This window comes from Candidatus Lariskella endosymbiont of Hedychridium roseum (genome assembly GCF_964020185.1).
In the GTDB taxonomy this organism is placed as follows: Bacteria; Pseudomonadota; Alphaproteobacteria; order Rickettsiales; family Midichloriaceae; genus Lariskella.
This window is the reverse complement of the sequence record NZ_OZ026538.1, coordinates 1038860-1052291: the sequence shown is the minus strand read 5'-3', so window position 1 is coordinate 1052291 and position 13432 is coordinate 1038860. Positions and strand designations below refer to the sequence as shown.

Below are 13432 nucleotides of genomic sequence, written 5' to 3'. Positions count from 1 at the left end.
ATATTTCATAGATGCAATTTTACCAGATCCAAGAACCAAATACTCATGAAACTACATCAAACGAGAATGGAGGCTGTGTTGCAGTTGGCATAGATCTAGGTACTACTAATTCACTAATTGCTGTTTCACGCTCAGGTAAAGTAGATATAATAGAGATAGAAGGTAATAAGTTACTTCCTTCTATTGTATATTATAGTGATGGTGAAGTTTTTGTAGGAAGTAGTGCCAAAGCATTCTCAGGTGCTATAAATTCTGTCAAAAGATTGATTGGAAAGTCACATGCTGATATTTCTACAAATACGATCTTGCCGCATTTGGATATTACCTTTAAAGAAGGTCAGATCGATATCCTTGCTGGAAAAAGATCTGTTTCTCCAGAAGAAGTGAGTGCAGAGATTTTAAAAGCTCTTAAAATGGCGGCAGAGGATTCTCTCAAGATAGATATAAGAAAAGCTGTTATTACTGTGCCTGCATATTTTGATGATGCCGCTAGAAATGCAACGCAAAAAGCGGCAAAAATTGCAGGTCTTGAAGTTCTGCGACTTATTAATGAACCAACTGCGGCTGCATTTGCATATGGTATGCAAAATAAAGCTGTAGGAACTTTTGCAGTATATGATTTAGGTGGTGGGACTTTTGATATATCAATATTGCGCATGCAGTATGGTGTATTGAAGGTTATTGCGGTTGCAGGAGATTTGCAGCTTGGTGGTGATGATTTTGACATTGAGCTACTCAATTTCATCATTAACAAACACAAGCTAAGTATGCCTAGTAGTGAAAATATGAGTTTAGCATTAAATGAAGCAAAACGTATCAAAGAGTATTTAACTTATCATGAAGAATGGCTTGGCACAGATCAAGATTATTTCCAAGGGTGTCGCGTTACACGAAGTGAATTTGAAAGAGCCACTGAGCATTTACTGAAAAGGACAATATCTTTATTTAAAAAAGCTTTGAAAGATGCAGATTGTTCAACTGATGGTTCTTGTGCTAATTTACTAGATGCTATAATACTAGTTGGTGGAAGTACAAGGATGTCATGTATTAAGTTTGAACTAGAAAAAGAATTTAGCGTCAACGTATTAGACTCGTTTAATCCAGATGAAATTGTTGTAATCGGAGCTGCAATTCAAGCAGAAGCTTTATATCGAGGTTCAGATAGCGATCTGTTACTTGATGTTACTCCGCTCTCTTTAGGTATAGAGGTTATAGGTGGACTTGTTGAAGTGATTATTCCACGCAATACTCCAATACCTATAGAAGTAAATAAGATGTTTACAACATCTCAAGACAACCAGACTATTTTTCAGCTGCATGTGCTTCAAGGAGAGTCAGAAAAAGTCTCTTTTTGTAGATCGCTTGCAAGATTTGAGTTATCGAAAATCCCTAAAATGCCTGCTGGAGTTCCGAGATTACTGATAACTTTTCGTGTAGATGCAGATGGAATTTTGATGGTTTTTGCGGAAGAAATTAACACTGGTATAAAACAAAGTGTAGAGATAAGACCATCATATGGATTATCTGATGAGACATTAAAGTGTTTATTAACGAGCAACTAGTAGAAAATGACTGGAAAATTTATCACTTTTGAAGGATGTGAAGGTGCTGGCAAAACAACGCAATGTAGAATATTACTAGAATATTTAAAATCTAAAAACATTCCAGTAGTTATTACTAAAGAGCCTGGAGGAACAGAGCTTGCTAATCATATTAGAAATATTATAGTCTCTGATTATGAAATAAGTGATACTATGACGGAGTTTTTATTGATTTCTGCTGCAAGGCGAGATCATATTCAGAATTTGATATTGCCAAATTTGCTCGCAGGAAAAGTTGTAATATGCGACAGATTTTTTGACTCATCAATAATCTATCAGGGTTATTGCAAAGGTTTGAATATGAATTTTATTCATTATGTAAATGATCACGTTTCTCCAATAGTGCCGGACATAACTTTTATTTTGGATCTTGATCCTGAAATAGCAAAGAAACGTGTCTTAGATAGAAATTCATCAATGAGTCACTATGATAAACGTGATATTGAATTTTATAAAAGGATTAGAGAAGGGTTTTTGCACCTTAAAGTGAAAGATGGAGATCGATTTAATATAGTAGATGCTTCGCTGCCAGAGGATAGTGTTGCTATACAAGTGATAGAAAATATGAAAAATATATTAACTTAATTATTAATATATCTAGAATGAAATATAAAGTTGCTGTTGTTGGTGCTACTGGAAACGTTGGACGCCAAATGTTAAATGTGTTGTATGAACGTAATTTCCCTATCTCTCAGTTAATTGCGATTGGTTCAGATAGATCAACACCAAAGAAGGTAAGTTTTGGAGATGATGTGCTTGAGGTACAACCACTCTCATCTTATGACTTTGCTGGGACTGATATAGCATTATTTTCAGCTGGAGCTGCTGTTTCAAGGCAATATGCGGAAATAGCAGCAAAAAGTGGTTGTGTAGTTATAGACAATTCTTCCTGCTTTAGGATGGATGACGATATACCGCTTGTGGTACCTGAAGTTAATCTGGATAAGCTGCGTGACTACTCTAATAAGAATATAGTAGCAAATCCTAATTGTGCTGTACTGCAAATGGTTGTTGCGCTTAAACCTTTAAATGATTATGCAAAAATAAAAAGGATTATTGTATCAACATATCAATCTGTTTCTGGAGCTGGTACAAAAGCTATGGATGAGTTATTTAACCAAACAAAGAGTAAATTTTTTAATCAAAATGTTCAGCCTGTGCATTTTCAAAGGCAGATAGCATTTAATATAATACCACAAATAGGAGAATTTCTTGAAGGTGGGTATTCTTCTGAAGAATGGAAGATGATTGTAGAGACTCAGAAGATCTTTGATCAGGAAATTGATGTAATACCAACTTGTGTAAGAGTTCCAGTTTTTATAGGACATAGCGAGTCTGTTACAGTTGAATGTGAAGAACATATTACTCCAGAGATTGCGCATGAGTTATTGGCTAATGCACCCTCTGTAAAATTATGTGCTGAATATAATTATAATACTCCAATAGAGTGCATTGGTGACTATTCTGTTTTTGTTTCAAGGATAAGAGGTTGTGGTAATAGCAGAGTTTGTAATTACAATACACTTAGTATGTGGGTTGTCTCTGATAATTTAAGAAAAGGTGCTGCGTTGAATGCTGTACAGATCGCTGAAGAATTGATAAATGGTTATTTGTAACATTGAGCTAATAAAATTAGAAATATGACAAGATTATGTATATTGTCCAGCAATTTTAAGTTATTTCATATTATAGTATTTACTGTAACATTGCTATGTAACAACTTGTCTTTTGCAAGTGAAGTAGCGCAAGGTGATGTCACACAGAATTTGCAAAACCAAGCTCAGCAGTTGCAGGTAGAAAATAATGATAGCAACATAAAAGAGCAGGTTATCGTCACAAGAAAAGATGTTGAATTGTATCTCCAAAAAAATAGCAAGAAGCAACAAGTATCAAATTTAGCAGAGGATCTCAGTACGGATTTATCTGGACTTGATCTGTCAGGCCTCGATTTTACTGGAATGCAAGCTTTTGGTGTCAAGTTTGATAATTGCAAATTGGAAAACACCATATTTGAGAACGCGTATTTAGAGGAATCTAGCTTTAAAGGTGTGAATGCTAAGGATGCTAATTTTAGAGGTGCAAACTTTGCTGTTGCTGATTTCAGTAATGCTTCATTATATGGTGCAGATATGCATAAAGCATACGCTGATAGTGCGGTATTTACTGGTGCTGATTTGTCGGTTGTGAAGGCGGAGTTTGCATCATTCAATAATACAGATTTTTCTGGAGCTAAGATTCAATTTGCTAGCTTTACGCGTAGCAGCTTCAAAGGTACAAAGTTTGATAATAGTTTAGGTCTCAGTGTTGATATGAAGAGTGCCATACTTGATGGTGCTTCTATGATAGATGTTAAATGGATTAATGCAAATTTAGAAACTGTAAGTGCTAAAAATACTAATTTTACTAACGCGGATTTAAGAAAGGCTATATTATTTGGTGCAGTTTTTCGATATGGTATTTTTAATGGTGCTATAATGGACGATGTATATGCAGAAGCTACTGATTTTAGCTATGCTAAGTTGCAAAATGTTAGTTTTAAAAGGGGAAAACTCTCTGATGCTTTTTTGAAATATTCGGATTTAAGTAATGCAAATTTAATGCTTGTAAGTCTATCTAGAGTAGATGCGAGTAGAGCAAATCTTTCTAATGTAATATTGAATTCTGGAATTGCACACACAGTGCTGTTTGTAGAAGCGAATATGCAAAATATGAAGATTAATAATACATATCTTGCATTTTGTAATTTTTCTTATGCTGATTTGGAAGGAGCGGTAATAACGAACTCAAATCTTGATAATGCAAATTTTAAGGGTGCAAACACGATAGGTGCTTCAATTAATAGCGGTGCTGGTATTGCTAATACTGAGAATATTGCAAGCAATGAATCTGATGATCAAAAGAAAGATGAAAGCACTAAACAATAAATATCAACAGAAAAGTAGAATTCTGTTAAGTACGTATTTAGAAGTATAGGATAAATTATACCAAATCCAACAAATGCAAAATAGCGCAGCAAATCGATTTTTGACTGGCAGACTTACTGGTTTTTGTTGCGTGTTTCATTAAAAATTGTATCATCACCATTCATAAGTAATAATCGTGGTGTTTTTATATAGCACTGTTAATTAAATACTATATTTAGATGGAAACTTTACATCAAAAATTATTAGTTAATATGGGGATAAGTATTAGATCAATTTTGTATCTATAAAATTATATTATATCGCTATATTCGCGATTCAATAGTGGCGATCGTGCAGATTTGAATTATAAATATCAATAAATCATCAAAAATATGAAGTTTACTTTTTATTGGCTAAAAGAATATCTTATAACGTCAGAAAGTCCTGAGAAAATTACATCAACACTTACAAATATCGGGTTTGAAGTGGAATCGTTTGAGGATATAGGAGAGCATTATAAAAATTTTTGCATAGCAGAGATAGAGTCAACAATACCTCATCCAAACGCTGATAAACTAAAAGTTTGTACAGTAAATGATGGAATAAACAAATTTCAAGTAGTGTGTGGTGCAGAGAACGCAAGAGCTGGGATAAAGGTTGTGCTTGCTAAGGTTGGTGCAATAGTTCCGTTTAATAAGATGCAAATCAAGAAGTCAGTCATTAGATCTGTTGAAAGTAATGGAATGCTTTGCAGTGCCTCTGAGCTTCTACTAGATGAAAAAGATAATGCTGGTATAATTGAGTTGCCAGAAACTGCTACTATAGGGCAAGAATTTGCAACTTACTTCGGTCTTGATGATGTGGTTTTTGAAATAGCACTTACTCCTAACCGCGGAGATTGTGCAAGTGTATATGGTATTGCAAGAGAACTCTCTGCTGCTTGTGTTGGGACATTAAAAACTGTGCAGCGTTCTAGCTTTCGATCTGTTGAGACGATGCCTAATTTCAGCTTAGAAGTAGAAGACAAAGAAAATGTTACTGAATTTCTTTTGCAATATATTGAAGGAATATCGAATCACGATAAAAAAGAAAATAGTCTGTTAAGGTCTATTGGGTATAGCAATAAGAATACAGTAGTAGATATATCAAATTTTATGATGATGAGCTTTGGTAGACCAAGCCACGCATATGATGCAGATAAAATTGAAGGTGTGATTAAAGTTCGTACATCTAAGGATGGAGAAAAATTTATAGCACTTGGTGGCTGCGAATATGAATTACCACAAGGGCTAACGGTCATAGCAGATGATGTTAAAGTTTTGGCAGTTGCTGGTGTAATAGGTGGAGAACTGAGCAAGGTAGATCATGATACAAAAAATATATTATTAGAAATTGCAAATTTTAAAAGTAGTGCTGTTATAAAATCTGGTAGAGCTTTAAATATAGTAACGGACTCAAGATTTAGGTTTGAACGCAAGGTTGATGAAGATAATGCAGATTTGTTTACGAATGGTATTACTTGGAAAATATTGGCAGAGTGCGGTGGCGTTGCTTATGAACCTATTATTTTTAAAGGAACTAAAAGTGAATATGTAAAATTTATTTATTTTGATTATCAAAAGATATTAGATATAACAGGGCTGAATCTTTCTAGAGAGCATTGTGCGGAAATATTATCCAGACTTGGGTTTGTTGTAAAAGGTGAAAACATAGCTATTCCATCTTGGAGGTTGGGAAATATAAAGATTATAGAGGATATAGCAGAAGAAATTATAAGAATTTATGGAGTTGATAAACTGCCATTGAAGCCTATAGCAGCTTCTAATGATTGTGATATTAGTTCTCTTTATAGAAATGAGCATCTTACAAAGATAAATAGGTATAAATCCATATTACTTTCAAAGCAGCTTAATGAAGTTATCACGTGGTCTTTTGTTCATGAAAGGTTTTGTAATGCGCTTGGATTTGATGATTGTATGCAGATAGCAAATCCTATATCTGTGGATTTGAGTACTATGCGTCCTACTTTATTAATTGGGATGTTGCTTGCGGTACAAAAAAACATTGCTAGAGATTTCGATAATATTGCAATGTTTGAAATAGGCAATGCTTATAAGATTCAAGATGATCAAGTAAGAGAAAATTTAATGATAACAGGTGTGAGAGCAGGGTTTGCTGGATCTAGATCTTTATATGAAAAGCGACGTAGTTGGGATTTTTATGATGTAAAAAGTGATTTATTGGCGCTACTGGAATCAGTTGGAATGAATATTAAGAATATATCTATATCAAGAAATACTCCATGTTATTATCATCCTACAAAAAGTGCATTATTTTCTATAGGAAATAATGCGCTTGGCTACTGCGGTCAATTACATCCTAAAATAGCTAAAGAATTTGATATAAAAATTCCAATTATGTGCTTTGAAATATTCGAAGAAAATATTCCAACTTCAAAAAGTAAGTTTACTTGTCCCACTTTATCAGATTATCAAACAGTGAGTAGAGATTTCGCATTCTTGATAGATGCTGATCTACCAGTTCAAGAAGTAGTTCAGGCAATTAATGAATTGAAGAATACTTTGATAAGGGATATAGAGTTATTTGACATATATTGTGGGCATGGACTTCCTGATGGAAAAAAATCTGTAGCTATCAATGTTAAGATGCAATCTGATCAAAAAACTTTAGTTGATCATGAAATAGAGGAAATCTCTACTAGTATAATAGCAAAAATCTCACAAAAAATAGGTGGGGTAATAAGGGGATGAGGGTATTCTTGACCATACTTGTGATGCAGCTTTTTGTTGCATTTGATGTGATGGGTTGGGAATCGCAAAGTATAACATTAAAAAATAAGCAAGTGTTTGCAGTTTTTGCTCAAGAGGTTAATAATTCTAATGTATATATGAGCGCTGAACAAATGCTTGTTTATACAAAAGATACAAAGGTGATTTTAAGTGGAAGGGCGCAAGTTAAGTTAAAAAATATTACTTTAATGGCGGATAAGATTCAGATTTTCTGCAAAGGATTTTCTGGTGCTAGTGGTGGATTTGGATTTTTAATGTATAAGAATTTAAATAAATTCACTTTAGAAAATGGTGTGATGATATACTTGGATGATAAACAGTTAGTTAGTGATTACGGTACATACGATATTGTTAGTGGTATAGTGAATCTTGAAGGAAATGTTATTTTCACTGAAAAAAACAATACTATCAAAGCTTTGAAAGCGATATATAATATGAATACTCAAAATTTACAAATATTTTTTTGTCAAATAGAGAGTCGTGGTACTTGGTCATAGGTACTTCCTATTTTAAGCGCATGGGTATGGTTGTGAAGAATATACGCTCTCATTGTTTATAGCATGAAAAATTTATGTGCTAAAATACTCAAAAATCTGAAAAGAAAACTTAAAAATTCATTTGTACTCTAAAAAATCATGCACTTAAAATCCGCGCGTGTACTTACTTGAGCGCAGTGCCTAGGCAAGAAAGACATGCACAATGATATGGTGCACAGAAACGTACAAAATACATAAAAAATTGAGAGTTTTCACATAAAGATAGATAAGAGCTGTTCTTGATATTGTTTGAATATTTGTGTAATAGTAAGAGCGCACCAAAGCTTGATGGATCTGTATACCATTGACTCTTTTTTAGAAACGATTTTAGTGCGCCGTGTCATTCGGCATAAATGATGTCGCGTGTTGCTATTATCTCTCTCGATACATACTGTGCCAGACTTTCCAATTGTATGACGCTCTTTGGGTAAAATTTTAGAAAAAGCATCCCAATCATCCGTATAAAAATGACATTCTTTCAGATGACTCACTTTGTTGTAGAGCTTTTGGAATGTTGCAGTATCACGATTGCCTGTAACCCAGGCAACTGTTCTCCTTGTACTACGATCAACTGCCTTAATGATCCAAAGCTTGTTTTTTTTGAACCAATAAAATGCCACATCTCGTCGAATTCCATCTCCATAATATCCGAAGAGACAACTGGCTCCTGAGTCTTGCCCATCGCCTCTACTACCCAGCGATAAATTATGGACGGCGAATGCCATAATATCTTGCATAACATAGAAAAAGAGCCCATACCAAGACTATATAGCATAACGCATAATGCTTTCTTAACAGCTGTTTGAGGCTTCTTGCCCAGATCGCCCTCAACAAAATTTAGAACATGATCTGCACTTATAACGCTGTACACCCCTCACAATGCCATTCTTTACAAAGATATCAGAGCAACATCCCTTACAACAAACCATAAAACCACTCTTTAGTTTTTAAAAAAGTGATCATATCATACTTCTATCTAATTGTGAAAACTCTCGAATAATGAAATCTTGTATCTCAGTTACATATCTGACAGTCAAAACTTAACTGACAAGCAGATATAAAATTTATAACTGTCTGTAAGATCAAATCTTGACTTCTACACATAGTTAGACTTCAAAAAGAGCTAGGAAGAACGCGTGCGTATGTGTAGCACTGCGCTCAAGTAAGTGCACTTTCAAAGTATTAATTAATTTATGCGCCTAATACTTTTATATCTTTGCAAAAAAACTAACGAAGTAATATGAAACATTAAGCAAAAAAGACTTATACAATAACTTAGTTAACAGAGCAGTTACAAAATATCATGAGTGTTTTTTTAAAGGCGCTAATTTTGAAAAGTATGACTAAGTATATAACTCACATTTATTTTCATGCACCAATATGCTAAACACAGCAGACATTTTATTACGTGCAGCTTCTTTACTAACATTGTCTGTCTTTGGCTTTATATGCGGCAAGATGAGCAACATAAGCCCCAAAAACCTTCTACCGATTTTATTCTACATCCTAAACCCAGTAATTTTCTTTCGCGCTGGCTTAAACATCGAGATGAGCGGAGTTTATCTATTTTTGCCAGTTATGGTATTCTGCCTATCATCTTTGGTCTGCACGATATATTTTCTTGTATCAAAAAAATTATGTAAGGGTAAGAATGGAGCTAAGAGAGCCGGCTTACTAGGATATGCTTCTGGAGCTTGTAACTCTGGATACTTTGGTCTTCCAATCGCTTCTTCAATTTTTGAAGATCCAGTCGTTGCAGTATATATAGCTAGTGCTCAAGGAATAGCTCTTTATGAATTCACCGTTGGAATCTATGTACTTGCACTCGGTAAGTGTAGCAAAATACGAGCATTTTTCCACATTTTCAAACTACCTATTATCTACGCTTTTTGCTTTGGTTTGATATTAAATTACTTTGATCTTGTATTACCAGAGCCCATACAGAATACTATGACCAATATACAAGGTGCATATATAATTATGGGAATGTTACTATTAGGCATAAGCTTATCATCAGTTAAATCACTTAAATTTGATTTTTCATTTCTTTTTTTCCGTTCTTTCTGCAAAATACATAGTATTTCCTGCTATAGGATTTTTAATAGTAGCTCTTGACGTGTTTTTATTACATATATATCCAGATGAAATTCATAAGATGATTATTTTACTGTTCACAATGCCACCTGCAATGAATACCGTATTGTTTGCACTTTTATATGATCATCATCAAGAGGAAGCTGCAACCACAGTATTACTAGGAACTGTGATAGGCCTTTTATATATAATATCAATCATAGGGTTTGCTTATGACTGGATTCCACATTGCAAAACATAATTTCTAAAGCACAGCATTTTTCTTTAGCTTAAATATATAGCACTGCGCTATTTTGACACTCGGAGCACTATTTCATGCTTGTTCCGAGACTTTTGGCGCACGCACTAAATAACAAAACACTTTAGCTTCATTAATTTTTTAAGGCTCACAAGCATAAAATTATTTAACGCGAGTTGCCAATTAATTGCTTGCTGTGTGGCAGATTTTAGGGCCCTATATGTTGCTTGAGGGTTTTGCAAATAAACAAAAATAAAATATGCAAAAGGTTTTTGCATCAAGGTACTGTTTTGGATGATTTTATGAACGATCTATTGATCCGCATTGCCGGTAATTAATAGCTTAGATGCTTAATATTAATTGGCAACTCGCGCTATTTAAATCTTACGTTTTATTAAACAAACAACTCAGCGTATTAATTTCCTCATATCTTTCTGCAGCCACTAGCTCTCTTGCAAGTTTTACAGCGGATTCTATAAAATGCCCGTGCTTTTCCAAATTTAAAACTTTAAATTCAGGCAAACCACTCTGCTGATTACTCAATACCCTACCGCCACCTCTAAGCATTAAATCTTGCTCTGCAATCTCAAAACCGTCGTCACAATTTTTTATTATCTTTAAACGCTGAAGAGAAACTTCAGAAAGTGCATTCCCATCAATTACTACCGGCTAAAGCGCGGTAGTTTGTGTAACGCTTGCAAAGCAGATTAAAAGCGTAAACGCTAAAACTCTGATATTCTAAAATCATCTTTTTTGTGATGTTCCTCATGCTGTTCTATATATTTTTGCACTTCTTCTGAATTCACATTGCCAACTGTCACAACAAAATACCCTCTGGCCCAAAGATGTTGTCCCCAATACCGCTTACGGAGCAGTGCAAATTCCTGTAGCAACTTACGACTACTTATACCTTTAATATATTGCACAGCTTTAGATATTGATATACTAGGCGGAACCAATGCTAATATATGTACGTGATCAGGACTCATACTGCCACTAATTATATTTATGTAATTAGCAGCACGTATTTCTCGGATTACTTCCCTAGTTCTAATCGCAACTTGCCCAGTTAAAACTCTATACCTATACTTAGTACAAAATACTATATGATACTTTAGGTCATATAGGCTGTGGGATCATCTCCTATATTCCATTCGTCCTCCCTTAGCACATTTCCTAGATAACTAATACTAAAGTGTTCGCCTAAAGGCGAGGGTGTTAATAGTATCACATATAACTACATAAAGCAACACACAATAACACTGAAGATCATTTCTACCTACTCTACCTCTTAATTGATGAAGCTGAGCAAGCCCAAACCTCTCTGGATTTTCTATCACTATTACAGACGCAGATTGTACATCAACACCAACTTCTATAACAGTCGTAGCAACTAAAATTTTTGCCCTGCCATTTTCATCTTTAAAATCCTGCATTATCTCTTCTTGCGCTTGTTGCGCAACTCTGCTGTGCACTAAGCTAGTAGGAAAAATTTCACTTAGCATTTCATATCTCTTCACAGCATTTGCAAGATCTAGCTTTTCCGATTCCTCTATAAGCGGACAAATCCAATATACTTTTTGATTTTTACTTATTATCTCAGAAATTCTACTAAGCAATTGTTCTATTTTTCCTTTAGAAAGTAATGTAGTGATTATCGGCTTTCTTTTCGATGGCTTGTGACGCAATATAGAAATATCCATGTCACCATATTGAATAAGTGTCATGGTCCTTGGTATTGGAGTTGCTGATAACATCAATATATCGGATTTATCTCCCTTATTGATTAAACTCATCCGTTGCTCTACTACGAATCTATGTTGTTCATCTATCACAACAAGATTTAGATCTTTAAATACTACATTTGGCTGCAAAATCGCATGAGTTCCTATAATCAGTTGAATTTCACCGTTTGCCACCATCTCATAACTTCTTCTTTTATCCGCAATGCTCTGGTCACCTATCAAAAGCCCAATTCTTACACCAAGTTCTTCTGCAAAACCTTTTAGATTTTCAAAATGCTGCTTTGCAAGTATTGTAGTAGGCGCAGCAAAAGCTGCTTGATAACCATTTTCTATAGCATTAATACAAGCACAGAATGCAACCAGCGTTTTACCACTTCCAACATCTCCTTGCAAAAGTCTCACCATTCTATTACCAGATTCTTGAGATTCAAAAATCTCATTTATTACTTCTGCTTGTGAATCTGTGAGAGAAAATGGAAGTATTTCTTTTAGCCTGCTATATAACTCTCTTCTATTATTAAACGCGCGCGCGCGTTTAGATTTCTTTAAATAATTGCTGCGGCATATCTGAAGTCTCGCTTGTTCCACAAGTAATTCATCAAATGCAAGCCGCTCTTTTGCCTTTTCAACATCCTGTTGCATAACTAATCTTCCAGGATGATGCAAAAGATTAAACGCTTCTTTCATTGCAGGCCAATTGTTGCTTTTCAATAAATCTATAGGTATCAACTCTGGAAATTCTGGCATCTGATTCAGAGCTTCGTTTACAGCATAGCTTATTATTCTAGAACTTAAGTTTTTTGTTGCGCTGTATATAGACTCTACTTCCGATATTTGCTCTATTCTTTTTGGAAGATCTACTATATCAGGATGCACTACTTGAAGCTTCCCAGCATTTATAGTCAGTTTTCCACTAACAAAGATGTCACTTCCTATTTTTAAAATGTTTTTTATGCTTTGAGGTGGATTATGAAAGTATATAAGCTGTAAATGGCCACTTTCATTTGAGCAATTTATACAAAGAACTCTTTTACCTGTTTTATTATGAAAAAAATTAGATGATAAGTTATTCGCTTTGTTACTAAAATAGTCAATATTGACTATAGTTGCAATATAGCACTTCCTATTAATCTTAGATAAGTTAGGGGAAATCAACTTCTTCACAAAATCTATTGGCAAGTATGTAACCAAATCTTTTAAGTAAACACACTTTATTCTTTCGAATTGCTTAGCTCTAAAATCCCCAATTCGGTGCAGGCTGCTCACTGGCGTATTTAAAAAGTCTAAAATATCTTTTCTCATTCTGAAAAATTTTTTATTAAGACCTCTGCGTCATGAAGGATTTAAGTAATCTACTCAACTATACTCGTAATACCTTGCAAAATTTGTGCCTTTAAAAATGCTAATCATGTATTTGTAAGCGCTATTTTGACACCCTAGATATCATTTCATGCCTCTTCTGAGACTTCTGGCACATACTTTTTACCTTAGCAAAGATAAAGATC

The 13432-nt window shown here is 34.3% G+C and carries 12 protein-coding genes and 1 pseudogene; 8 read left to right on the top strand and 5 right to left on the bottom strand.

Going from position 1 to position 13432, the window contains the following annotated elements; all coding sequences use genetic code 11:
• Nucleotides 1-11 precede the first annotated feature (11 nt).
• From AACK98_RS05340 to AACK98_RS05315, 6 genes are all read left to right on the top strand, one after another.
• On the top strand, nt 12-1562 hold the full coding sequence (locus tag AACK98_RS05340) for an Hsp70 family protein (RefSeq protein ID WP_339040541.1): 1551 nt from the start codon (nt 12-14) through the stop codon (nt 1560-1562).
• A 6-nt stretch (nt 1563-1568) separates the two neighbouring features.
• Nucleotides 1569-2186: a dTMP kinase gene (tmk, locus tag AACK98_RS05335; RefSeq protein ID WP_339040539.1), complete on the top strand. Its 618-nt coding sequence runs from the start codon at nt 1569-1571 to the stop codon at nt 2184-2186.
• Between the two features lie 17 nt (nt 2187-2203).
• The gene (locus tag AACK98_RS05330) at nt 2204-3217 is read left to right on the top strand and encodes an aspartate-semialdehyde dehydrogenase (protein WP_339040537.1); all 1014 of its coding nucleotides are present in this window, start codon (nt 2204-2206) and stop codon (nt 3215-3217) included.
• 105 nt (nt 3218-3322) lie between these two features.
• Nucleotides 3323-4525, top strand: coding sequence for a pentapeptide repeat-containing protein (locus AACK98_RS05325; protein ID WP_339040535.1), 1203 nt, complete (start codon nt 3323-3325; stop codon nt 4523-4525).
• 371 nt (nt 4526-4896) lie between these two features.
• Nucleotides 4897-7275, top strand: a complete 2379-nt coding sequence (pheT, locus tag AACK98_RS05320; RefSeq protein ID WP_339040533.1) for a phenylalanine--tRNA ligase subunit beta — start codon at nt 4897-4899, stop codon at nt 7273-7275.
• On the top strand, nt 7272-7811 hold the full coding sequence (locus tag AACK98_RS05315) for an LptA/OstA family protein (RefSeq protein WP_339040531.1): 540 nt from the start codon (nt 7272-7274) through the stop codon (nt 7809-7811). The genes pheT and AACK98_RS05315 overlap by 4 nt, the downstream gene beginning before the upstream one ends.
• 251 nt (nt 7812-8062) lie before the next feature.
• On the opposite strand, the gene AACK98_RS05310 is transcribed toward AACK98_RS05315, so the two are convergent.
• Both AACK98_RS05310 and AACK98_RS05305 read right to left on the bottom strand, forming a co-directional pair.
• Nucleotides 8063-8431, bottom strand: coding sequence for an IS1 family transposase (locus AACK98_RS05310; RefSeq protein ID WP_339042617.1), 369 nt, complete (start codon nt 8429-8431; stop codon nt 8063-8065).
• A complete protein-coding gene (locus AACK98_RS05305) occupies nt 8338-8721 on the bottom strand; it encodes a hypothetical protein (RefSeq protein ID WP_339040529.1) in 384 nt (127 codons plus the stop codon). The genes AACK98_RS05310 and AACK98_RS05305 overlap by 94 nt, the downstream gene beginning before the upstream one ends.
• 509 nt (nt 8722-9230) lie before the next feature.
• Between AACK98_RS05305 and AACK98_RS05300 the strand changes: the two genes are divergently transcribed.
• Nucleotides 9231-9965 (top strand): hypothetical protein, encoded by a 735-nt coding sequence (locus tag AACK98_RS05300; RefSeq protein ID WP_339040527.1) that lies wholly within the window; start codon nt 9231-9233, stop codon nt 9963-9965.
• 1 nt (nt 9966) lies between these two features.
• A complete protein-coding gene (locus tag AACK98_RS08270) occupies nt 9967-10185 on the top strand; it encodes an AEC family transporter (RefSeq protein WP_410519974.1) in 219 nt (72 codons plus the stop codon).
• A 381-nt stretch (nt 10186-10566) separates the two neighbouring features.
• Here the strand turns inward: AACK98_RS08270 and AACK98_RS05295 are convergent, their stop codons facing one another.
• From AACK98_RS05295 to AACK98_RS05285, 3 genes and pseudogenes are all read right to left on the bottom strand, one after another.
• On the bottom strand, nt 10567-10794 hold the full coding sequence (locus AACK98_RS05295; RefSeq protein WP_339042615.1) for a hypothetical protein: 228 nt from the start codon (nt 10792-10794) through the stop codon (nt 10567-10569).
• 110 nt (nt 10795-10904) lie between these two features.
• Nucleotides 10905-11306, bottom strand: a pseudogene (tnpA, locus tag AACK98_RS05290) (IS200/IS605 family transposase); the annotation flags it as partial.
• Nucleotides 11307-11372: 66 nt separating this feature from the next.
• On the bottom strand, nt 11373-13193 hold the full coding sequence (locus tag AACK98_RS05285; RefSeq protein ID WP_339040525.1) for an ATP-dependent DNA helicase RecG: 1821 nt from the start codon (nt 13191-13193) through the stop codon (nt 11373-11375).
• Nucleotides 13194-13432: the final 239 nt, after the last annotated feature.

Excerpts from the sequence above, each read along its gene's own strand:
- AACK98_RS05340 (WP_339040541.1), top strand. The coding sequence starts at position 12 with ATGCAATTTTACCAGATCCAAGAACCAAATACTCATGAAACTACATCA.
- AACK98_RS05300 (WP_339040527.1), top strand. The coding sequence starts at position 9,231 with ATGCTAAACACAGCAGACATTTTATTACGTGCAGCTTCTTTACTAACA.
- AACK98_RS05330 (WP_339040537.1), top strand. The coding sequence starts at position 2,204 with ATGAAATATAAAGTTGCTGTTGTTGGTGCTACTGGAAACGTTGGACGC.
- tmk (WP_339040539.1), top strand. The coding sequence starts at position 1,569 with ATGACTGGAAAATTTATCACTTTTGAAGGATGTGAAGGTGCTGGCAAA.
- pheT (WP_339040533.1), top strand. The coding sequence starts at position 4,897 with ATGAAGTTTACTTTTTATTGGCTAAAAGAATATCTTATAACGTCAGAA.
- AACK98_RS05315 (WP_339040531.1), top strand. The coding sequence starts at position 7,272 with ATGAGGGTATTCTTGACCATACTTGTGATGCAGCTTTTTGTTGCATTT.